Source organism: Ottowia thiooxydans DSM 14619 (assembly GCF_000422885.1).
Lineage (GTDB): Bacteria > Pseudomonadota > Gammaproteobacteria > Burkholderiales > Burkholderiaceae_C > Ottowia > Ottowia thiooxydans.
In genome coordinates this window covers 1-21,903 of record NZ_AUGX01000040.1, presented here as the reverse complement: position 1 = coordinate 21,903, position 21,903 = coordinate 1, and the positions used below count along the sequence as shown (strand labels likewise).

General features: G+C 60.8%; 18 protein-coding genes. 9 read left to right on the top strand and 9 right to left on the bottom strand.

The window, feature by feature from the left end:
• Positions 1-10: 10 nt before the first annotated feature.
• Both G518_RS0122640 and G518_RS40495 read right to left on the bottom strand, forming a co-directional pair.
• Positions 11-1,633 (bottom strand): sensor domain-containing diguanylate cyclase, encoded by a 1,623-nt coding sequence (locus G518_RS0122640; RefSeq protein WP_028604478.1) that lies wholly within the window; start codon positions 1,631-1,633, stop codon positions 11-13.
• Between the two features lie 153 nt (positions 1,634-1,786).
• Positions 1,787-2,191 (bottom strand): ATP-binding protein, encoded by a 405-nt coding sequence (locus G518_RS40495; RefSeq protein ID WP_169457992.1) that lies wholly within the window; start codon positions 2,189-2,191, stop codon positions 1,787-1,789.
• A gap of 33 nt (positions 2,192-2,224) precedes the next feature.
• Between G518_RS40495 and G518_RS40490 the strand changes: the two genes are divergently transcribed.
• A complete protein-coding gene (locus G518_RS40490) occupies positions 2,225-2,878 on the top strand; it encodes a DUF6988 family protein (RefSeq protein ID WP_169457991.1) in 654 nt (217 codons plus the stop codon).
• A gap of 138 nt (positions 2,879-3,016) precedes the next feature.
• Here the strand turns inward: G518_RS40490 and G518_RS36465 are convergent, their stop codons facing one another.
• From G518_RS36465 to G518_RS0122605, 4 genes are all read right to left on the bottom strand, one after another.
• A complete protein-coding gene (locus tag G518_RS36465; RefSeq protein ID WP_245598088.1) occupies positions 3,017-4,174 on the bottom strand; it encodes a hypothetical protein in 1,158 nt (385 codons plus the stop codon).
• Positions 4,175-4,211: 37 nt separating this feature from the next.
• Complete coding sequence (locus G518_RS0122615; RefSeq protein WP_028604476.1) at positions 4,212-5,045, bottom strand: restriction endonuclease; 834 nt, start codon at positions 5,043-5,045, stop codon at positions 4,212-4,214.
• Between the two features lie 238 nt (positions 5,046-5,283).
• The gene (locus G518_RS36460; protein WP_245598086.1) at positions 5,284-5,994 is read right to left on the bottom strand and encodes a hypothetical protein; all 711 of its coding nucleotides are present in this window, start codon (positions 5,992-5,994) and stop codon (positions 5,284-5,286) included.
• Positions 5,991-6,659: an SOS response-associated peptidase gene (locus tag G518_RS0122605; protein ID WP_028604475.1), complete on the bottom strand. Its 669-nt coding sequence runs from the start codon at positions 6,657-6,659 to the stop codon at positions 5,991-5,993. The genes G518_RS36460 and G518_RS0122605 overlap by 4 nt, the downstream gene beginning before the upstream one ends.
• A gap of 41 nt (positions 6,660-6,700) precedes the next feature.
• Between G518_RS0122605 and G518_RS0122600 the strand changes: the two genes are divergently transcribed.
• Together G518_RS0122600 and G518_RS0122595 are read left to right on the top strand one after the other, a co-directional pair.
• Entirely contained in the window at positions 6,701-7,141 is a 441-nt protein-coding gene (locus tag G518_RS0122600) for a LexA family protein (RefSeq protein WP_028604474.1), read from the top strand.
• A gap of 22 nt (positions 7,142-7,163) precedes the next feature.
• The gene (locus G518_RS0122595; protein WP_028604473.1) at positions 7,164-8,462 is read left to right on the top strand and encodes a Y-family DNA polymerase; all 1,299 of its coding nucleotides are present in this window, start codon (positions 7,164-7,166) and stop codon (positions 8,460-8,462) included.
• 73 nt (positions 8,463-8,535) lie between these two features.
• On the opposite strand, the gene G518_RS0122590 is transcribed toward G518_RS0122595, so the two are convergent.
• Complete coding sequence (locus G518_RS0122590; RefSeq protein ID WP_028604472.1) at positions 8,536-8,886, bottom strand: 50S ribosome-binding protein YggL; 351 nt, start codon at positions 8,884-8,886, stop codon at positions 8,536-8,538.
• A 301-nt stretch (positions 8,887-9,187) separates the two neighbouring features.
• On the opposite strand from G518_RS0122590, the gene G518_RS36455 reads away from it, so the two are divergent.
• Both G518_RS36455 and G518_RS36450 read left to right on the top strand, forming a co-directional pair.
• Positions 9,188-9,514, top strand: a complete 327-nt coding sequence (locus tag G518_RS36455) for a helix-turn-helix domain-containing protein (protein ID WP_051237291.1) — start codon at positions 9,188-9,190, stop codon at positions 9,512-9,514.
• Positions 9,511-10,728: a type II toxin-antitoxin system HipA family toxin gene (locus G518_RS36450; RefSeq protein WP_051237289.1), complete on the top strand. Its 1,218-nt coding sequence runs from the start codon at positions 9,511-9,513 to the stop codon at positions 10,726-10,728. The genes G518_RS36455 and G518_RS36450 overlap by 4 nt, the downstream gene beginning before the upstream one ends.
• Positions 10,729-10,876: 148 nt before the next feature.
• Here the strand turns inward: G518_RS36450 and G518_RS0122575 are convergent, their stop codons facing one another.
• Positions 10,877-13,489 (bottom strand): hypothetical protein, encoded by a 2,613-nt coding sequence (locus tag G518_RS0122575; RefSeq protein ID WP_028604471.1) that lies wholly within the window; start codon positions 13,487-13,489, stop codon positions 10,877-10,879.
• Positions 13,490-14,306: 817 nt separating this feature from the next.
• Here G518_RS0122575 and G518_RS0122570 point away from each other — a divergent pair.
• Complete coding sequence (locus tag G518_RS0122570; protein ID WP_028604470.1) at positions 14,307-15,689, top strand: IS701 family transposase; 1,383 nt, start codon at positions 14,307-14,309, stop codon at positions 15,687-15,689.
• 127 nt (positions 15,690-15,816) lie between these two features.
• Positions 15,817-16,677, top strand: a complete 861-nt coding sequence (locus G518_RS0122565) for a hypothetical protein (RefSeq protein ID WP_028604469.1) — start codon at positions 15,817-15,819, stop codon at positions 16,675-16,677.
• A gap of 229 nt (positions 16,678-16,906) precedes the next feature.
• On the opposite strand, the gene G518_RS0122560 is transcribed toward G518_RS0122565, so the two are convergent.
• Complete coding sequence (locus G518_RS0122560) at positions 16,907-17,533, bottom strand: class I SAM-dependent methyltransferase (protein ID WP_028604468.1); 627 nt, start codon at positions 17,531-17,533, stop codon at positions 16,907-16,909.
• A 474-nt stretch (positions 17,534-18,007) separates the two neighbouring features.
• Between G518_RS0122560 and G518_RS0122555 the strand changes: the two genes are divergently transcribed.
• Together G518_RS0122555 and G518_RS0122550 are read left to right on the top strand one after the other, a co-directional pair.
• Positions 18,008-18,994, top strand: coding sequence for an AAA family ATPase (locus G518_RS0122555; protein ID WP_028604467.1), 987 nt, complete (start codon positions 18,008-18,010; stop codon positions 18,992-18,994).
• An 84-nt stretch (positions 18,995-19,078) separates the two neighbouring features.
• On the top strand, positions 19,079-21,565 hold the full coding sequence (locus G518_RS0122550; RefSeq protein ID WP_084652146.1) for a S8 family peptidase: 2,487 nt from the start codon (positions 19,079-19,081) through the stop codon (positions 21,563-21,565).
• Positions 21,566-21,903: the final 338 nt, after the last annotated feature.

The window sequence follows — 21,903 nt, the reverse complement described above, 5'->3', positions numbered from 1 at the left end:
CGGACACCTTTTATTGAAACACGCACACGCCCAATGACTCGCTTTTGGCCTGGTACATGGCGGCGTCTGCGGCGCGCAAGTAGTCGTCCACCGTCGCCAGCCTGGATGCACTGCTGACCATTCCAATACTCGCGCCACTGATCACGGTGTGTTCGCCGACCACATAAGGCGCTGCGAGGGCGGCGGCGATCTGTTGGGCGCGGTTGCTGGCTTCAGCGGGATCAATGGACTCCAACAGCACATTGAACTCGTCGCCACTCATGCGGGCGACCAGATCAACCGCCCGCACGCAGGATTCGAGCCGCCGCGCCACCTGCTGCAACAGCCGGTCGCCCACATGATGCCCGTAGTTGTCATTGACGGCTTTGAATCCGTTGAGATCCAGCAGCAGCACGGCAAACATTGTGGCTCCATCGCGTGTTGGCACGCCATCACCATTCGCTGCCTCGTTCTGGTGCAGCGCCATGAGATTCGCGAGGCGATCCCGGAACAACGGCCGGCCGGGCAAGCTGGTCAGCGCATCGTAGGAACTGCCACGGTCAGCCAGATCGCTCAACGAGCCCGCCATGCGCACCGCAACGCCGTCTTCAAACTCGGCGAGTCCGCGCCAATTGACCCACACCAGCCGTCCAGCGGCGTGGAACGCGCGGAAATCCACCGAAAAGTTCGGGCTGCTCCCCGACAGGTGCCTGCGGTAGGCCGTCTGCACGCGCACGCGATCTTCGGGATCGATGAGCTGCTCCAGAAAGCTCCAGCCACCGTCGTGCACATGATCGCCGCTACCCAGCCCGACGATCTGGTGAAAGCGCGCGGACACATGCAGGGCGTCCGTTCGCAGGTCCCAGTACCAGATGCCGTCATTGGATCCGCGGGTCGCCAGCGAATAGCGGTTTTCGGAGCGCAACAACTCGAGTTCGGTGTTCTTCTGCTGGGTGACGTCGATCATCAGGCCGATCATGCGGTTCGGCCGCCCTGGCTCGACCACTGCGCGGCACAGATCGCGCACCCACACGACCTTGCCGGATTTTGCAATCAGCCGATAACTCATCTCGTAGGGATAGCTGTGCGTGGCGTGGTAGGCGGCATCATCGATAAGCACGGCCTGCGCCAGATCATCGGGATGCACATGCGCCCGCCAAAAGCCCGGGTCAGACCGCCACTCGTCCACGGAGTAACCGAACAACCGTTCGACCTGCGGGCTGAGGAAAGTATTGCCCACGCCGATTTCAGCTTCCCAAACCACACCATCAATGGTTTCCAGCAAGCGCAAAAAGCGCTGGCGAATCTCCACCAGCACCTGCTCGGTGACCTCGGTGATCTCGATCAGGACACCCTGGCGGCTGATCACCCGCTCCGCCGCATCCATCTCCGGGTGGAGATTCAGACGCACCCAGCGGTAGTCCGCGTCGGCAAATCGCAACCGGAACACCGGCATGCCCGAGCGCATGGTGCCCACGTCGCCGGGGTGCACAAATTCAAGCAAAGACCTGCCGAGCGCTGCCTCCACCGAATGGCCGGTGAGCGTGGTCCACGCCGGATTCAGGTAAGTGATCTCCCACAGCGCATCGGTTTGCACGACCGCCTCGGGGAGCAGTTGCAGCAACTTTGCGGACGGCGTGAGAGTGGTGGGCATGCAGGGCTGTCGCATAAAAGGGGGTCAGGCGAATCCAACGGATAGGGAAATCAACCACACCAGATCAAGTATCGCAGGGGTTTTGGGCGGGCTCGTGCCATACACCACTGACGAGTCGTTCGTCGATTGGCTGGTCATGACCGAAGCAGTTGTTCAGCCCGTCGAACGTGAATGACTGCATTCACCCGTGCGGCGAAGTGCCACCATCTCGGTGAGCATGACGTTGGTGACCACCGGCATTTCCGCGTAGCTGCCTTGGGCGTCACGCGCTTTGAGGAACGAGTCGATCTCGTCGATGAACAGCACACACGGGGCACTAGCGCGGGCCAGGGCGAAGATGCGGGTGAGCAGGGCCGCAAGCTCGCCAACCCATTTGGAGGCAACCGGCCCGTAGGTGACTTCCAGGAAGGCGATGCACAGCTCGCCTGCCAGGGCCTCGGCCAGGACGGTTTTGCCATTGCCCGGCTCGCCTTGCAGGAGGATGTGTGACTGAGCCAGGTGGTTCCCAAGACGACAGGTTCTGAATAAGTCTGCATGGACACAGGTGTTGGCGCTCACCAAGGGTTGCGCGACACCGATACCATCCTCCAGATGTCTGCCCCTCTTCTGTCCCAGCTCCTGCAGCGAATGACCGAGTTCGAACATGCGTTGCTTGCCGAATTCCCGGCGCAAGAGTTGGCGCTGCCCACCAGCGATCCACGGTATGAGCTCTCCGCCGCTGCGGTGCTGGTTGCCTTGGAGCATGCGCTGGCGGTCAGAGCCGCAGCTCAGGTCGGCGCAATGAATTCGGCTGCCGCGGTCTTGCGCATGCAGTACGAGGGACTGCTGCGGGCGGCGTGGTTGCTTTTTGCTGCGAATCCTGCACAAGTCGAAAAGCTCGCCATGCCGCTGAGCCTTGCGGCCGAGAAGGGAGCAAAGAACCTCCCGGGTAACCTGGGCATGTTGGCAGAGATTGAGAAAATCGCGCCACCTGGCCTGTTCGCCCCGCTGGCCCAGTTCAACCAGTTCTCCCGACACGCACTGAATTCCTTTGTCCACGTGGGCATCCATCCGCTCGCACGCGTTCGAACGGGTTTCCCGGCGGAGCTGGCCGAAACCGTCCTCAGGTTCTCCGCGGGACTGATGCATCTCGCCTACCGCTTGCTCGCGACCTTGACGGGCAGCCAGGAGCTTATGGGCAGGGTGACGCAGCTTCACAGCGCTTTCTCAGACTGTTTGCCTGTTCACAAGCAGCCCAACAGCTGAGTGTGAGGTGTGTCCGCCGGTGTTGTTGGTGCAGCGTTGGTTCTGGTCAACCTCCATGCACCGTGTTCCACGACTGCCGTCGGTGTCTACGTCGTGTGCAGGCAGCCCGGTTGCCTGTTGCCCCTCACCTCGATCGACCTATCGCCGCCGAAACGCGTCCCCCGGCGATGCTGGTTTTCTGTTTTCACTCAACTCAAACAAGCATTCCACGTAGGTCCGGGCATCAGCCCATTTCGCGCCGTCTTGGTTCAGCTCAAACAACTGCCTGGTAGCCAGAATGGCTGAGGGCCAGTCGTTGGGCCCTTCTCCTGCGATCATGGCTTCGCGTTCATCGCCGTGGTCATGCAATGTGCCGTCCTGCGCGCCATAGGTGTGGAATTCAACGATGGGTCGCGGTTTGATGAAACGGGTCCCCTCGCAGGTTTGACTGCTGGGGCCGGGCTCGCGGTTGACGTGTGCGGCCGCAAACGAGTCTTGCACGGTGTGAAGCACCGAGCCGAAGGCGATCTGTCGAATTTGGCTGATGAGGCCAGATGAAGCGTCCTGGCGGCCCAGCAGGTACAGGTCGGCCACAGTCCATTCGGTGCAGCCGAAGTGGTCCTTGAAGGTTTGAAGTGACACGTCTCGCAGCCGCGCTGATGGACTTATCTCGCGCGACGAAACCTTCCAGGCGAACTTGATCCAGTCGAGGATTTGCGCCCGGGTCAAGACCGGGTGCATGCCATCTTGACTGGCCATGCCGTGTAGAAACTGCAGGTCACCAAAGTGCGAACGGGTCATGAGGTTGCCCCGCGCAGTGTCGGGTGCCGACCGCTCACACCCACCCACGATGCGTTTGGTTTGGGCGGTTCTCTCGGCATCCTTGAACAGGCAGTACCAGCACAGCGGCTGGGTGCTGAAGCGCACGGTTTGTGGCTTGCAGACATAGGCCTGGCCAAGCAGTTGGCAGTTGCCTTCGCCCGGGGACAAGGCAAAGGGCGGCAAATCGTTCCAGCGCACGCCGTAGATCACGAACGGCGATGCGGCCATGCCTTCAGATGTCGAGCAAAACTTGTCTGTCTCCAGTCGATCGCGGTCGATCTGGCATCCGGCCCCGATGTGTGTGATCTCCTCATGCACCTTGCCCTTGATGAGCACCCCGACCTTGTCGGCCGCCTTCGCCAGCGACGAGTCCGGCTCCCGGGTGAGCCGGGATTCTTGTGCTGTGCCAAGCGGACCAATCTGAAAAGCCCATGCGCTGATCGCCACCACCCCCACGACGGAACCCATAAAAATTTTCACCATGGATTTGCGCATGCGTGGGCCTCGTGTTGTGATGAATCGCCTGCGGACTTCACGCGATGGGGCGGGTCCCATGGCAAGCCGGATACCGCGAGCATCCAAAAAACGCCGAGCCCGTGTTTGCCCCTCGTTTTGCGGTGCGTTTGACCATGGGGCTGTCGCAGTTGGGGCAGATCGGCGTGCTGCTGTCTGCGTTGGCTTGGATGCTGGTTTGCGGCGCGGCGGCTTTGTCTTCCAGTTCTTTCAGCAAGGCCGCGCCATCGATCAGCGTGATGTTCCGCCCCTTGGCGAAAGCGGCTGCTTCATCGGTGAAGTTGCCCGAGGTCACCACGAACGCGCCGGCGGCACCTCGCGCAGCCATGACGCCGAAGAGTTCACGCACCACGGATACGCCCACCTTGGTCGCGCGCCACTGTTTGCACTGAACGAGGAATCGTTCCTTGTCCTTCGTCAGTTCAATGTCCACGCCGCCATCGGGACCGGCGCTGGCGATGTGGGTGACGGTGTAGCCCCTCTGGCGAAATGCTTGTGCCACCAAGCGCTCGAACTGCTGCCAACTCAAGCCGTTGAGGGTGTTCTTTGAAGGGGCGGCCTTGACTTGTCCGACCAATGCCCTGCCTTGTCGCTTGCGAAAGAATGAAACAAACCCTGCGGCGATACCGATGATGGGAAAGATGTACTGCCCGGCGGAGGCCAAGCCCTTGATCCACGCAGTCATGATGCTTTGCGCCACGTTCCCGGCTTGTATTGCAGGACTTGGGCTTTGGGCGACGGACGCGCACACCATGTAGCCCACCAAACCCACCAGCAGGCAAGCCCACCAGGGCAAATGCGCCAGCATCGCCATCAACCATTCGGCATTGGATTGTCGATTTCGTTTACCCATCGTTCTGGTTGATCTGGTAGTGCGCCGCGGTGCGTGGGATGCAGGCCGAGCGTCTGGTTTGTGAATTGCCCTTGCAAATGATAGACGTGATGCGTGATGGTGCCCATCCCCCATTTGTGGCTCAGTGCCGAGGGGGCAAGCTTTTTCAGTAGGGCATCGACTGGAGGGCTGTTTTGCGGCCGTCCTTGGATTGCCATGCGCGACCGAACGCTCCCAACCTATCGGTTGTCCACGGAACCTAGAGATGCATCTGCACCTGATTGCTGTTTCGCGGCTCTGGTGCGGCCTTGGCCAGTGCCATCCACGCATCGAAACGCAGGCCGGTGAAGGGCTGCTTGGGCGCGACCCGTACGATCTCCAACCCGCTGCTGGTGGCTACCATCACCCCACACTCGGCTGGCACCTCGTCTGCCTCCGCGATCGGCTGCCCTTTGGCGTTCAGGCCGAGCACGTAGTAAACCTGCGACGCCATGGCTAGGTAGGCGGCTCGCTTCTCCGGTCTCTTCAGGTCGCCCAGCAAGTCCGCCCGACTGACCTTGATCTCATGGACGACAGGCTCCAAATACGCCTCCACCGTGGTGTGGCGGATGCTGAACACGTCTGGGATGGCCTGAGTCCAGGCTCCGTCCACCTGCGCGCGCAGCGGCAACTGCGTCCATGCAATGCGCCCCTCCTGCTGCATGCGCTGGGCCACCTGCATCACCAGTTCGTCGTGCGCGCTACGGTTGGCCCGGTTGCTGGCGTGTGCGCCGGCCAACGCCTGCAGACCGTCTGGTGTCAGGTGCAACGTCTCACGTCCCTGGTCATCCCGTTCGGGCTGCACCAACCCGCTCACGATCAGGTCCACCTCCAGCGGGTCGCGGCAGGGCCAGCCCGAGGATCGGTAGACCTCCCGCAGCCGCGTCAGGTGCTTGCGGGTGATGCGCAGTGATGTTGTTGGGTCTGTCACGCCTTCCTGCGCCCCCGCTCGGGCTCCGGCGTGGCCATCAGCAGCTGAGCCGGGTACGGCTGCATGAAGGCCATGGAGCGCGCTGCCGGGGCGTCCAGCCACTCGTCGTACTGGTCTTCCCGCAGGATCACCACCATGCGCTTCTCGTCCTCGGGGCGGTGGAACTGGTTGAAGACAGGGTGGTTGTCGGCGTTGATGGTGAGCATCGTGAAGCTCATCACTTCTTCTCCAGTGGCCTTGCGGTTGACTGCCCACAGCCCAGCAATGCCCATGGGTTTGTCGTCCTTGCGCTGGATGCGGGTGGGCACAGCCTTGCCGCTGCGCCAGTCAGGCTCGTAGACGTTTTCTACCGGCACGATGCAGTGCTGGCCCAGTCGCCAGGCGTCCCGGAAGCTGGGTTTCTCCGCCACCGTCTCCGAGCGGGCGTTGTAGGTGCGCTTGCCGAACGCGATTTCACCCGCCCAGTGCGGGATCAGCCCAAATAGACCAGCCAGCGCCTCGCGCGGCGGCACGGCCTCATCGCCCACGTCGTGGTGCGGGTGGCGGCGGATGAAGGGCCCGTGGTACAGCGGCCAGACCTGGCCCTTGATGCCTGGCGGCGCATCCACCCCGAAGTGCAGCTTGAGCCGCTCCGTTTTGGTCACCGAGTCGTAGTTGGAGCACATGGTGGTGTGAGTTTGTTGTCAGCCGGATTTATACTGGATGAATGAACAGTATTTTGCAATCGTCCTCACCTACCGCACTGACCGCTACCTCTTTGGTGCTGCCCATGCCGGTGGCGGCGGTGCGGGCGGGGTTTCCGTCGCCTGCTGAGGATTTTGCGGTCAACCGGCTTGATTTGACCCAGCTGCTCATCACCCACCCCCAGGCGACCTTCCTGCTGCGGGTGGCAGGCGCCTCGATGCGAGAGGCGGGCATCGACGATGGTGACACCCTGGTGGTGGACCGGGCCATCAAACCCCGGCATGGCCACATCGTGGTGGCGGTGGTCGATGGGGAATTCACTGTGAAGCAGCTGTACCAGCGGGCGGGCCGGATGCGCCTGAAGGCCGCTAACCCCACGTTCCCCGACATCGAGCCCAAGGACGGCCAGACGGTCGAGATCTGGGGCGTGGTGAGCTCCTGCATCAAACGCTTCGTAATCTGAGCCGCATGGACCGGCCGCCGCCATGTACGCCCTGGTCGATGGGAACAATTTCTATGTGAGCTGCGAGCGGGTGTTTCGGCCCTCGCTGCAGGGCAGGCCCGTCATCGTTCTGTCCAACAACGATGGCTGTGCCATCGCCCGATCCAACGAGGCCAAGGATCTGGGCATCAAGATGGGGGCGCCCTGGTTCCAGATCCGGCACCTGGAGAAGACGGAGGGACTGGTAGCCCTCTCGGCCAACTTCACCCTGTACGGTGACATGAGCGACCGCATCATGACCCTGGCGGCCGGCCTTGGTCCTACCCAGGAGATCTACAGCATCGATGAATCCTTCATCGGGCTGCATGGGGTGCGGGGGGATCTGACCCGGCGAGCCCACATCATCCGAGACCGCATCCTGCGCTGGACGGGGATTCCTTGCGGGATCGGTATTGCACCAACCAAGACCCTGGCCAAGCTGGCAAACTTCATCGCCAAGACGGCCGAGCGAAAGCCAGGGAGCTACCCCGAGCACCTGGCCCGGGTGTGCAATCTGGCGGCACTGAGCCAACGTGAGCTGGAGGCCATCCTGGGTGCCACCGATGTTGGCGAAGTCTGGGGTGTGGGACCGCGCATTGCTGCACAGTTGAGAGAAGGCGGCATCCAGACGGTGCTGGACTTGGCCCGCATGTACACGGCCACGGTCAGGAGGCGCTGGAACGTCACCCTGGAGCGGACGGTGCGTGAGGTGCAGGGCTTCCCCTGCATCGACATGGACGATGTGCCTGCGCCGAAGCAGCAAATCGCCTGCACGCGCTCCTTTGGGCGGCCTGTGACCGACCTGGCGCCGTTGATGGAGGCGGTGAGCGAGTTCGCCAGCCGGGCTGCGGAAAAGCTCAGAAAACAGAACAGTCAGGCTGGAGCGTTGCAGGTGTTCATGCACACGTCGCCGCATCGGGCCGGACAGCAGCTGTCTAGGAGCGTGACGGTACCGCTCAGGCGCCCCACGGCGGACTCACGGTTGTTGGCCAAGGCGGCGGCCGATGGCATGCGGTTCATGTACGTGCCTGGGTTTCAGCTCATCAAGGCGGGCGTGTTTCTGATGGACCTGCAGCCAGCGAGCGTGCAGCAGGGAGAGCTGGAACTGGAGCCCGAGGAGGGGCGTGACCGGACGAGGCTGATGGCGGCGATGGACGCGCTCAACGGGCGGTTCGGCAAGGGCACGCTGCACGTGGGGTCTACCGGGATGCCAGGTGCTCAGCGGACATGGGGCATGCGGCAGGAGCGGCGCACGCCACAGTACACGACGCGATGGGACGATGTGCCGGTGGCAAGGGCATAACCCAAGAAGTCATTCAATGTCTGAGTTTCAGCGATGGAGCCCGCCACGGGCGACGGGCGTAGCCGAGCCTGCTTCAGGGGCGTGAGTCGTACCAGGCATCTTGGAGTGGGCCAATTTGAACGCTAGAAACATTGGTCCACTGCCGTAGCCAAGACTCGAACCCCGCGCGGTCTTCGTCGGTCGCGCTTCCGCGGCGAGCCGAGATGAAGCCGCAGTTGATCCCGCCACCGACGGACAGGGAGCGTGGCCCAACGAACTCCTCCAGCAGCCGGTCGATAAACCGTTCTTGCTCCTCGGCCGATGGCAACTCGGACCACAACAGCCCGTATTCAAAGCCCAGCGTTTGAAATTCCCCGATGTGCAGTTTCTTGCGCAGGCGTCGGCTTCGGGATCTCTTGGGCGGTGGTAGCAGCAGGTCAGGCATGTGTTCGCATTGAGTTGCCGCCGCCGGCAGGGCCTGCAGTTACGGCTTGCACTTTCAGACCTGCAATCCACGAGGGTTCAAAAATGACGCGGCGTATGCCGTCCAGTCTATCCGCCTTGGCTAGAGTGACCAGCCGATTCACGCAGGCGCGCGCCCACCCAGCCGCACAAAAAGTCAAAAGTGTCCGAAGTGGCGCGGAGGTGCCATCGAGATGCCCAGTGCACCAACGCGATCTTGACCAGCCCCAGGTTTGCTTATAAAGTCCGTAAAAATGGAAACGAATGACAAACTAGCCTCTTTTATGAAACATTCACCTGATCCAGTCATGCTTCCTTATGAGGTCGAGGAGGGGTTGACCACATTGGGTGGACGGGTGAGTGCCGTGCGTCGCACGCTGGGGTGGACGCAAGAGGATTTGGCGGCCAAGGCGGGGGTGAACAAGAAGACGGTCCTCAATGTGGAGCATGGTCGGCCCAGCGTGGGGATCGGGCACCTGTTGAACATTCTGTGGGCCTTGGATTTGATTGGTGAACTCTTGCCGGCGTTGGCCAAGTTGGGGAAAACCGAAGAAGCGGTGAGCCTGCTTGAGCGCTCACTGCCGAAACGGATTCGTGGGACACGCTCATGAGCGACACCTTGAAGCCGGTGTGGGTTTGGCTCCCCGGGCAGGTACAACCTACCCAGTGTGGTGAATTCGAGTTGCAGGGTCAGGTCGGGCGGTTCCACTACGTGGCCGATTACCTCAAGCGTGGCGATGCCGTGGCACTGGACTCCCTGCACTTGCCCCTGAAGCGATCTGAGTTTTGGGCCAGGGAAACGCGGCAAGAAGGCTTGTTTGGGGTGATACGTGACGCACGTCCGGAGGGCTTCGGACTGGCGTTGTTGGAAAAGCTCCATGCCCGCGAAGACCTGGGCAACATGGAGATATTGGAGCTGTCAGAAGGTGATGGAGTCGGTGCGCTGGAAGTTTGTGACGACATCGAGCGCAAGACTGCCTTCAAAGCACCGCACCTGAGCCAATTGCTGGATGCCTTGCGTGACCTGCCCGAAGAGCGTCCCAGCAGCCAGGCCGCTCGCGAAGTGCAAGGCATTTACGGAACGAGCCTGGGGGGCGAGCGGCCCAAACTGACCGTGGAGCACCAGGGGCAGTTGTGGATTGCCAAGCTACAGGACCGTGGCGACGGACCAAACAACCCCTTGCGAGAGTACGTGGCCATGACGCTGGCGCGGGAGTGCGGGGTCAATGCGGCGGAGGTGCAATTCCACCTTGAAGGCCATCGTCAGGTGGTTCTGGTCAAGCGATTTGACCGGGACGTCTTGCCCAGTGGGGACGTACAGCGGCATCTCTACGCCAGTGCACACACCTTGCTGCGATTGGACAAGGAAGCAGCTGGCGCACGCAATCGGTCATTTGTGGTGCTCGCACATGAGCTGCAGCGTTGGTGCGCCCGAGCGGGCGTGGATATGTCGGCAATGAAGCACGAGTTGTGGCGCCGCGTTGCCTACAACTCCTTGTGTGGCAACTTCGATGACCATGCGAGAAACCACGGCTTGCTCTACAGCGCTGGCCAGTGGGGGCTGTCACCTGCATTTGACATCGCCCCGTACCACAAGCCGTCCGGCATCCATGCACTCAGTGTGACGAAAAGCGGAGCGCGCGCGTCCAGCCTGAGCAACTTGCTCGAGTGCGCTGTGCTGCTGGGGTTGGACAAAGATGAAGCACGAAACCATATGCTCAGCCATCAATTGAAGCTGGAGAAGCGATGGCCTCAGGTGGTGGCGAGTGCGGGGTTTTCGCCAGAAGTATTGCCGTACCCTGCGCAGACGTGGTGGACTACCTGAAAGTCCGAAGTGCAGCGGCTCCTGCCCTTCAGCCGCTGCGGGCGAACTCACGCTGACAGCCAGCAAGCAGTCGCTGGAATTCGCGATCGCGCACGGTGCGATCGTCGGCTGCACGGAGTGCGATCCTGGTCGCTGCCGCGGGCCGACTCTAGTCGCCGGCCGCACGCCGGCGCTTGCCAGCCACTTTTCCCGTTGTCGCAGGCCCGTTCGCGGCCCTCTTCAACGCTGGCTTTCTCCGCGGCGCGGCCGACTTCTGCTTTTTGAATGGAGGCCGGACGGCTGCCTGAGTTGCCGCCTGATGTGCTTCCCACTGCTCCATTAGTTCCTGAGAGTGTCCTTTCATCCCCAGATAGGCCTGCTGCGTGGCATCCGCCAACACCCACAGGTTCTCAAGTCGGACGTGCCCTGCTTCAGCGAGTTCTTGCCGAACCCCTCCAAGACTCTTCCAGGCGTCATCGATCTTCCATGGAGCGAACAGCTCAATCCCCGTCAGCACCATCACTGGTGCACGAGGCCTGCCCGTGCTATGGATGGGCTCGCGTCCCCATGCAGCGAACTCGGCAATTGCCCTCCTCTCGTCCTCGTGGAGTTCGTCCTTGAGCGCAGCGAACACGATGAACGCGCCAGGGAACCGCTCAGCGAGCCTGCGCATTCGAGCGATATCCTCCTCATGGAAGCACTTCGTGCCGAAGCTCTTGCTCTCGCCGAAGACGGTGATGGCCTCGCTCTCATCGAGTCCCATCGACTCGCCGCTGTACCAGAGCGCAAAGTCGACCTCCATCGGAGGTTCGCCTTCCACTGCCAAGTCCAGCCCTGGCGTGTAGACAACCGTGGCGTGCATGCCCGTCAATGACTGCGAGAACACGCGCAGCGTTAGGACCGTGGCATACGCGCCGTCCGCATAGTCCGGAACACTGAAGGGCCCGACGACACGGAACTTCCACGGCGACTTCGTGAAGCCGATACTTCCCTGCGGAAACGGGTAGCTCTTGCGGCACCTGTCGCAAACCACGGACTCGTTCAGCTCGGAGATGCTGTACCAGTTCGAGTTGGAACAATGGCTGCATTGGATGCCCAAGCCTAGCTTGAGGATGTTCCGTTCAACGAAGTCGTCGAGGGACAGGTTCCGCGACCAGACCTCCTTGGACCTCTTCGCGATCAACGCCGTCCAGGTCGTGGCAGCGGCCGTACGATCTTGATACTCCTCGACCGTTCCGTCGGGATACCGCCGGACGCTCTTTGCCATTCGTTCCAACAGTTGGATGGTGTCGCGGTGCGCCAGCAGACGGCCACCGTGCAACCCTTTCAAGGCACCAATCACCTGTTCCGCCACGCGTCCAGCCTTCGAGATGTCCGCGGTGATCCCATGCTGCTTTAGCCAGTCCGTGATCGCTTCCCGACCGGTACAGAGGGTGAAAAACTCCGTGTGGTCCCTGTAGCGCTGTGGAAGCACCCAGCCCTCGCGGGATGAGAGGATGACCCCACCGCTTCGCAGCTTGTACGTCCGGACCGGCTGAAAGTCTGTTGGAAGACTCAATGCCAATTCAGAGTGCGCCCCATACGACTTGAACTGAAGAACATTCACCCATCCAGCAGAACTGGATCTGAACTCAGGAGCAAAGTCAGGCGATAGCCCACGAAATCGGACCTTGCGCTCTCGCTCGGTGTCGGTGATGGCCAAGTCAAGGGACTCGCTTCGTGCAGTGATGCGGGCGCGCGTGGGGCTGAACACAACGTCGCTCAGGTTCTCTTCCCAAATCCGCTGATACCAAAGCTTGTAGGACCACGACCCAGTTGGCAACTTGGAAAGCTTTGCCTCTTCCCTCATGGAATCAGCGCGCGACTCACCAATGGACCTGGCAAACTCGACCGTTGTCCGTAGCATGACGCCGTTGGGGTTGCCAGGGAGCGCGCGGTAGTTCGCCTTGATGAACTCGCCCATAAACGGCGCAAAGGCAGCAAGCCACCTCGAGTTGATGGGGACTACGTTGGGCTGGAAAAGTCGAAGATTCCAAAGATCGATGAGATCCAGGATGCTGGACGGATCTGCAATGAATAGCGTCGGACCGCCAATGCCGGCCCCACGTCCGAACCGCTCAAGGCCATGGCGACCCATGCTGAGCGGGAATCGATAGCCCTCGCGGAGCGCTTTCTCCCAGTTCTTGGGTGTCGCCTTGATCGTGATCGGGTCGAAAGCTTCCTGATAGTCTCTGGCGTGGTGCGCTAGATATCCTTCCACGGGAAATGAGCCAAACACGGCATCGACAAACGCTGCGTCGATGTCATTTGAAGGCTTGCACAGTGCGACTCGGTGGTTCTGACGTGCGACGAACTTGAACTCCTTTTCATAGAGCGCCCTGTACAACGCAACGACGCCAATCCCAAGAGGCGGCCAAGACCGCCCCTCTGGCGCCGCCTCCAGAAATGCAGATAGCGGGCCGATTCGCTTCTGGCTGAATTCCAGCTCCACATCGTTGATACCCAATCTCGCGGCAAGGCCAGGCGTCGCCTCGACGAAAACGTCGGGCTCAAAGAAACGAACGTAGCCCTTGGCAAGATCTTCGCCAGTCATGTTTCCGTACAGCCCAGACGCCCATGCGTCCGGAATCGTGCTGCAGACAGGAATGATTGGGTTGTAGACGCCGCCCCAGAGGCAGGCGCAGACCTGCATACAAAGCCGGACCGAAGCGGCATCGGTCGGGTCTACCAAAAAGCCAATGCGCGTCGGACGCAGACGCAACTCGGCGGATATCGAACTCATGAAATGGCTCTCCTGTGGATTGCACCGATGCCCTACGGCCAAGAGCCGTGGCGGTAGTGTCAGCCCGAAGTTGACTCGGCACATCTAAGCACCGGCCGTTCTCCTACCAACACAACCTGATCATGCCGCTTGGACGCGTTCGTGATCACGGCCGCAGGGACGTATTCTGTCGACCGTCAGGTCCTGGATGTGTAGCGGTCACTCAGCCCGCGCGCAGTCGAATGACGGGTACCGGTGTGAGCTGTCTAGGATCACTAAGACTGGATGTCGGCAGTCAGCCTTGACCTGCACACCGAGTATCGACGGGCCGGTCAGCAGCGACAGCCGTCGGTCGTTCCCGGGAACTGTTTTCACGGTGCCTGGCACGAAGCCGTCATCGGCTCACCCAGCGGCACGAGGGCATCAACGACAGGTATCGGGGGGGACTGCAGTCATCCAGCGTGGCAGGCCGCAGGTTGCTCCGCCAACTCGCGGTCGAATGTCTGCTGCTCGAAGGGCCGAACTCACACTGTCGACCCGAAACGGACATCAAGAGGCCGCGCTTAGCTGGCGTGAGCGCGATACACACGAGACTGCCGCAATGCCATACTTAACTTCGTGCTCGCGCACGAAGCGCTGCGAAAGCTTTTGCATTCCACTCAATTTCGGTGCTCGATATGCCGACGAAGCGGGTCAACTCCCGATGCGACTGCAATGGCGCTACCGCCAGCCCTATCCGGCTTTCGCCGGATAGGGGTTCAGCTCTTATCGCCTAGTCTTACTGTGTCATAAAAAGTAAGGCATGATATGTCCATCTTTTCCCTGTGATGGGGGTGCGATGGACATACCCAAAGAGTTTGGTCTCTACATGGCCCACCTAGCCGACGGACTGGGTCATGCCGACCGTCACGCAGGATTGGCCGGGTATTGCACCGGTCTGATGCTGCCCCTGTCGCGCAAGAGCGTCGAGCCCATGGCCGCCCGCGTCGATCCGCTGCGCGCCAGCGCCCGGCACCAAGCCCTGCATCACTTTGTCGCCAAGGCCCAATGGAGCGACCAGCAACTGCTCAATCGCGTGGCGCAGTGGGTGGTCCCGCACATGGACTTCAGCGCTGGCGGCTGGTGGATCGTCGATGACACGGGCTTTCCCAAGAAGGGCGTCCACTCGGTAGGCGTGACACGCCAATACTGCGGTGTGCTGGGCAAGCAGGACAACTGCCAAGTGGCCGTCAGCGTCTCGCTGGCCTGCGAACAAGGCAGCCTGCCGGTGGCCTGGCAGCTGTACTTGCCCCGGAACTGGGCCGAAGACGCCGAGCGCAGACTCAAGGCCGGGATTCCCGAAGACATCGAGTTTGCGACCAAGCCTCACATCGCCCTGCAACAGCTACGGGGCCTGCTCTCTGAAGGAGCACCCAGGCACTGCGTGCTGGCCGACGCCGGCTACGGGATCGACTACGCGTTTCGTCAGGGGCTGACCGATCTGGGCTTGCCCTACGTGGTCGGGATCACCTCGGCCGTGGTGGCCTGGCCACCCGGAGTGGAGCCCCTGCCACCGAAGCCCTACAGCGGCATGGGCCGTCCACCGGTGATGCCACGACGCACCGCCAAGAGACAGCCGGTGAGCGTCAAGGCATTGGCGCAGTCCTTGCCCGACAGCGCATTCCAGAACATCAGTTGGCGCGAAGGCACAAACGAGCGCCTGACGGGCCGCTTTGCGGCGCTGCGGGTACGCTGCGCCGGGGGCAACGTCGGCAAGGCGCGTCTTCTGCCCCAGCAGTGGCTGCTCATCGAGTGGCCCGCAGATCAGGTCGAGCCGGAGAAGTACTACCTGTCCACGCTGCCCGAAACCACGGCACTGAACGACCTGGTACGCGCCGCGCACATGCGCTGGCGCATCGAGCGCGATTACCAGGATCTCAAGCAGGACCTGGGGCTGGGCCACTATGAGGGACGGGGATGGAGAGGATTTCACCACCACGCGACACTCAGCATTGCGGCGTACGGCTTCCTGATGGCGCAGCGGCTGAAAGCCGGCAGTGATGCCGGCGGTAAAAAAAACTTCGCCCAACGCCAAGTGCCTTCCGTTTCCCCGGATTACATCCCTCGGGGAAGCCCAGCGCGCGCAGCGTCACGTCCCGGACTCGATCAGGACGCTGCGCCTTCAGTTGAGCGTCGCACTCGCGGGCGCCCTGGGACATTGCCCGCATTGCGCCACGGTTAACGTTCGACTACGTTTGTGACACAGTAAGACTAGTCCCCCATCAAAAAAGCAGGGGGGCCTGCACTTTTGGTGGAGGACTGCGGACTCGCTCGTTTATTCTAGTCGGATCGGACTATTTGGGGAAACGATGACATCGCTTGTTGCCTGGGCAGGCATGGACCCTCACGGCCAGTCGTCGCTATATTTCGCGACTGACAGCAGAATTAGCTGGTCTGTCAATCCTCCTTATTGGGATTTAGGTCGAAAAGTATTCGCTTGCCGCTCCGCGCCGGATCTTTTCGCATTTACAGGGGATGGTCTGTTCGCGGTGACCGTGATTAGTAGGCTTTGCACGTTGATCGACGATTGCTTGGTGATTGAGGCTGAGAGGTCCTCGCTCACGACACGTTGTCAATGGGTGTCAAATATGGTGCGTCAGGCCCATGAAGCCTATCCCACGCAGTACCTTAGGCCATATGTGATTTTCTACGGAACTCGTATTGGTAATGGCACCAAGCCAGACAGCAGAGCGAGGCAAAAGGCCGCGATGCGACCCGATTTCGATCCATTCCTCGGATCTTGGTTCGGTTGCCAAACCATTGCGTGGGATGGTGTGCACCTAACCAGTGAGTATCTTGAAACTCCGCACGAACATTCGCAGCACATCGCCGCAGATGGGACCGGGAAGAAGTGGGTCGAAAATCATCAAACGCGTGTCGCTGATGATCCGCAGTCGCGAACGAGCCGCATTGTTTTCAGGGCATTTTGTGATGCGCTCAACGCTGCTGAAGACAGGCAGTCGGGCGGTCCGCCACAGCTCGTAGGCCTCTACAGGAGCGGGCCTGCAAGGACATTCGGTGTCGTGAGTCAAGCCGAATCCACATTTCTTGGTCTAAACGCTAGGTTCTCTGGCTCCGATGTCGAGTGGAGAAACGAGGATTTCGAGCGAGTCACAGAAACTGGAACCCGCATCGCGAACGCCAAGCAACATCGTTTTGGTCACAGGTAACACGAACAGTCGTTCAACGGGCGTTTCGGCCGATTGATTGCGTATTTCAGCCCATCATGGCAGACGATCGCTCTTGGCCGGCTCCGTCAGTTCGCTGGTGAGCCCGACAGCGGTCCAGGGTCATGCGCCGTATCGCAGGACCGGTGCATGACCAATACGATCGATAGCCGACCCAAACCAAGCATCCGCCCGCCGAAACTGTCAGCCATACAGCAGTCGTATCTAGGTCTCAGCGCTTGCGCCACACGCTCGCCAGCCAGGGCTGTTGCTCGATCGGCAGGCCCGAGGGACGGTAGAAGTGATCCAACTCGTCGAAGCCGGCGGCCGTCACCAAGGCGCGCCAGGTTGGCCAGTCGTAAAACACGCCGTAGCGCGCACCGTTCCAGCCTTCCTGGCCATTGCCGCGCGGGTTGGAGCTGAACAGCACGCCGCCCGGCCGCAGACATGCCTGCAGTTGCCGTAGCACCTGCGGCAGCGCCGGGCGGGGCACATGGAACAGCACGGCGTTAGCAAACACACCGTCGTATCGCTGCGCGGGTAATTTGAGGTGCAGGAAGCTTTGCTCCTGCACCTCGCAGCCGCTGTGAAGGCGCGCCAGCGCCGCCGCGCTTGGTGCGCCTTCCAGACCCACGGCGCGGTGACCCAGCGCGGTAAAGGCGTGGAGGTCGCGCCCAGGCCCGCAGCCGAAATCCAGCAGGTCAAAGGGCGGTGGCCCGGAAATGTGCTTCAGAAGCGCCGCGATGTTCTGGCTGACGTCGTGGTCGCGCGTGCCTTCCCAGTAGCTCTGGGCGTTCTGCTCGTAGTGCGCAAGGGTGCGCGCGGCGACTTGTTGCAGGTCTTCGGAACTCAATGGCATACCGCATCATTTCATACAGCACCGCCCTGACCCGAAACACTGGACAGCCTGAACGCTCTCCGATCGAGTTCAGGGGCTCATAGGGGGCACTCTCGAACCACCATGTCGCGCTGACAGGCCGCTTCGGCGCGCACCGGCGGAATCACGGTCTCGGCGAAGAGCTGACCTCAGCCAATGACTGCTTTGGATTCGCGAATTTGACGGTTCCAGCATCTACCGACTGCTGCAAAGGGGTACACGAACATCCGGCCGGAAGATCTGCATCGCCGGTTCGAGGCGCTGAAGCCGGCGGGGTGAGCGTCAGCTCGGCTGATGGGGCTCGAACCTGAGTTGAGGCAAGGGGCGTCCCTGGCCTGCCCCAGTGAGATGTCATTCACCTCACCCAACTGAGTCAGGTTCGCCCACTGAGCCAAGGCATCTACCGAGTGTCGACCCGTCCCGGTGGGTATACTGACGAAACTAAGCAGCTAACACATGCCCAGAGCCGATCTAATCGTCAATCTTGTGCGCGCTGGCACACAAGGCGATCAGAAGATGTTCAGGTCGACCGTTGAAGCCATCGCTGCCGAGGAGCGCGCTAAGCGCCATACATTGCTGGCCGACAGGTTAGAAGAAAACCTGCGTTTTATCGCGGCGCCTCAGAAAGCGCCCGAGATCGTTCGCACATTTGACGGCGGACACGGCGGGCTTCTCTACGAACTTCAGCCCAAACGGAGCCTGGAGTCGATCCTACTTGCCGAAGAAGTTAGGGCTGCGGCGCGGGAGCTGGTCGAGGAGCAACAGCGGCAAGATCTGCTTCGCTCTTACGGACTTGAGCCACGCCATAAAGTGTTGTTGTCTGGGCCGCCGGGGAACGGGAAAACAACTTTAGCTGAGGCCCTGGCCTACGAATTGATGGTTCCGCTGTTCGTCGTGCGCTATGAGGCGGTTGTAGGCAGCTTCCTCGGCGAAACAAGCGGGCGGCTGAAACGGCTATTTGACTTCGCGCGTACACATCATTGCGTCCTCTTCTTTGACGAATTTGACACCCTTGGCAAGGAGCGTGGGGATACACACGAAACCGGTGAGATAAAGCGAGTTGTCAGTTCGCTTCTCTTGCAGATCGATGGACTTCCAAGCCATGTGGTCGTAGTGACCGCCACCAATCATGCCGAGTTGCTGGACCGTGCGGTGTGGCGCCGTTTCCAATTGCGACTGACCTTGCCAGCCCCCACGCTTGAACAGCGTACGCAGTGGTTTGACCGATTCCAGCGACGACTCGGCGTGTCTCTTGGCATGACTCCGAAGACCTTGGCAAGTCGCCTCAAGGTGGCTAACTTTTCCGACCTGGAGCAGTTCTGCCAGGACATTCACAGGCGCTATGTTTTAGCGCTGCCATCTGGTGACCTCAAGGAAATCATTGCCGAACGCATCGTGCAGTGGAAACTGCGAGCAGCCATCGACGACGCCATCGAGCGCTAAAACTTGCCAGAAGGCGCAACCGGGCATTTGCCCCTACTCATCTTCCCTCAACCGTCGGCAGTTGGGCGGCAGGGCGGACAGAGAATGGTTCCCACCCTGCATGTGCCAGGCCATGGGCGCCAAGCAGAGCGACTGACGCCGCAATTTCAAACTCTCCAGGCTGCCTTTGAGGCCCGGCGCCTCGAGCTTCAGACTGCCGCAAACAACAGCGATCCCGATCTTGTAGTGGTCTTTGAAACGGTTGGTGCTGTGGGCGACTTCATCAGCTCGGCCGAACGCATACCGGGGCTTGAATGGCTGGCAGGTATGGTCGACGCGCAAGTTGAGCCCGATGAGGACTTCTATTCGACCCAAGACGCCACCAAAGCGCTCGGTGGCAGGTTGTTCTTGATGGGCAGTAACAGGCAAGCGCTCGACGAGGTCGTTCGCCTGTGGGGCATATATAAGGAGACGCCGACAGGAAATCTGGGCACCGGTCTCAGCGCCTGGAAGGACTTATTCAAACACCTGAAGGATGTGCGTTTCTGGGGGCCACAAGATCGGCTGAGCGACGACCTTAGGCAAGCTTGGCGCTTTCGGTTGGAGAACGGCACCCCGGCTCTGAGGTTTGAGATCGAAGCCTGGTGCTTTGCGTCGGCCGCAAAGAATGCGGCTTCGTCTGCCGAGATAAGAACCCTCGTCACTGAGCTTGGGGGACAGGTTCTTGACGAGCGGTTGATCGGCGACATCGCCTACCTAGGGTTCCTGGTCGAAATGCCGGCACCAGGCGTTCAGCGATTGCTGGACGCCGTACCTGCTCCTCTGCTGCGATCCGAGCGGGTTATGCTGCTGCGACCACAAGGACAGGCCATGTCGCGGGTTTCCGATACAGCCCCGCAGCTGCCGGATGCTGCTGTGCCTCAGCAATTGACCTCGGGCAGTCCGATAGTGGCCATGCTGGATGGCCTGCCTTTGGCGAACCATCCACGCTTGCAGGGGCGCTTGATCGTCGATGACCCGGATCAATGGGCCGACACATACCCAGTAGCCGCACGAGTGCATGGGACGGCCATGGCGTCCCTCATTGCTTGGGGTGAACTTGATAGCGCAAGTGGGGCGTTGGCTGCGCCAATCTACGTACGGCCCATCATGCGGCCTGAACAGGGTAGCAATTCGCAGGTGGAATGCACACCTGATGATCGGCTGCTCATAGATCTTGTACATGTCGCTGTGCGCCGTATGTTTGAAGGTACTCCAGCAGTGCCGGCTGCAGCTCCGACGGTGAAGGTGATCAACCTCTCGGTCGGCGACGGCTACCGCCCATTTGCTGGCGAACTGTCGCCGTGGGCGCGACTGCTCGATTGGTTGAGCCACAAGTACAAAGTGCTCTTCATCGTCAGTTGTGGTAACTGTTCAGACGACCTTATCCTGAAGGTGGCGCGAGATTCCTTGGGAGCGATGCCGCCAGAGGAGCAAGCGGGCCATTCGATGCAGGCCTTGATGGACCTGGACATGCACCGTCGGCTGCTTTCACCGGCGGAGTCTGTGAATGCGCTCACTGTCGGCGCAAGCTACAGCGACGGATCGATCTTTCCCGCTGTGACAGGACGACATACCTTGTTTCCAGAGCAAGGTGTAGCGCCGTACTCCCGCATCGGACCGGGCTTCCAACGAGCGATTAAGCCTGAAATTCTGCTGCCAGGAGGCCGCGCGCTTTACCGAGAGCGACCTGTTTCTCCGGCGAATGAAACACATGTCGCTGGCATTTGGAGCACACCGCAACCACCTGGTCATCGCGTGGCATCCCCCCCGGATGCGGTTGGCGATACGGCCTACACGCGTGGCACCAGCAACGCGACAGCCCTGGCGACGCGCGGGGCCGCTCAAGCATTCGATGTGCTGGAAGCCCTGCGTGCGGGCAATCCTCAGAACCTTCCTCACCGCTACGACGCTGTGATGATTAAGGCGTTGCTCGCTCATGGTGCAAATCTTGGGGACATCCAGTCACAAGTGTTGGCCGCGCGCCCTGATGTCGAGCATTGGCATGCGCAGCGTCGCCTTGTCAGTAGATATGCAGGTTACGGCGTGGCCGATGTCCAGCGTGCGCTGACCTGCACTGAGCAACGCGCAACTATGCTTGGCGTGGGCGAACTTCGAAATGACAAGGCTTGGGAGTTCAAAGTACCTATTCCCGAGGCACTCAATGCGACATTGGTTCGCCGACGGCTGACTGTAACGTTGGCATGGCTGACGCCGCCTAATCCACGGCACTCTAAGTACCGCGCCGCAAAGCTGTGGATGGACTTACCGAGCGATCCTCTGAATTTGACTCGCTTGGAAGGCGAGGCGCGGCAACTTCAGTTGGGAACACTACAGCACGAGACTTTTGAAGGCGAAGGCGCTGTGCCGGTTGTAGCAGGTCAGCACCTCTTGGTTCGAGTCAATTGTGTCGCGGATGCTGGTCGGCTGTTGAAGCCCGTTGAATTCGCCCTGTGCGTCTCACTTGAGGTCGCTGAAGGCGTTGCCCTGCCTATCTACAACCAAGTTCGTGCACGAATTAGTCAGCCAATTGCCATCGGAGCGCAAGGCTAAGCTCAGCTTCCATAGCCTGCGCAGGGTGTCCTCTATCGAGGTTGATCCACCAAGCGGGCGGTATCAAGGCAGTTTGGAGACGCCGAAGACCTTATGACGTTGCGCACTCTTTGCGATGACAAGGGGCTGGGTCGTGAGGCACTCGATGCGATCAAAAGATTGAAGACCGCATCCGCTACCAGGGGTCTCCTCGTTTTCAGTGCAATAAGTGACGGTACGAAAAGCTAGCACTGGCGCGGAGGTGGTGTTGGTAGATCGTTGATTTCATTGACTTTCCTGTTCACTTTCAAATCTGCGATTCGTGGCGTCAAACCGTGGTCGGTTTCATCCATTGGTGC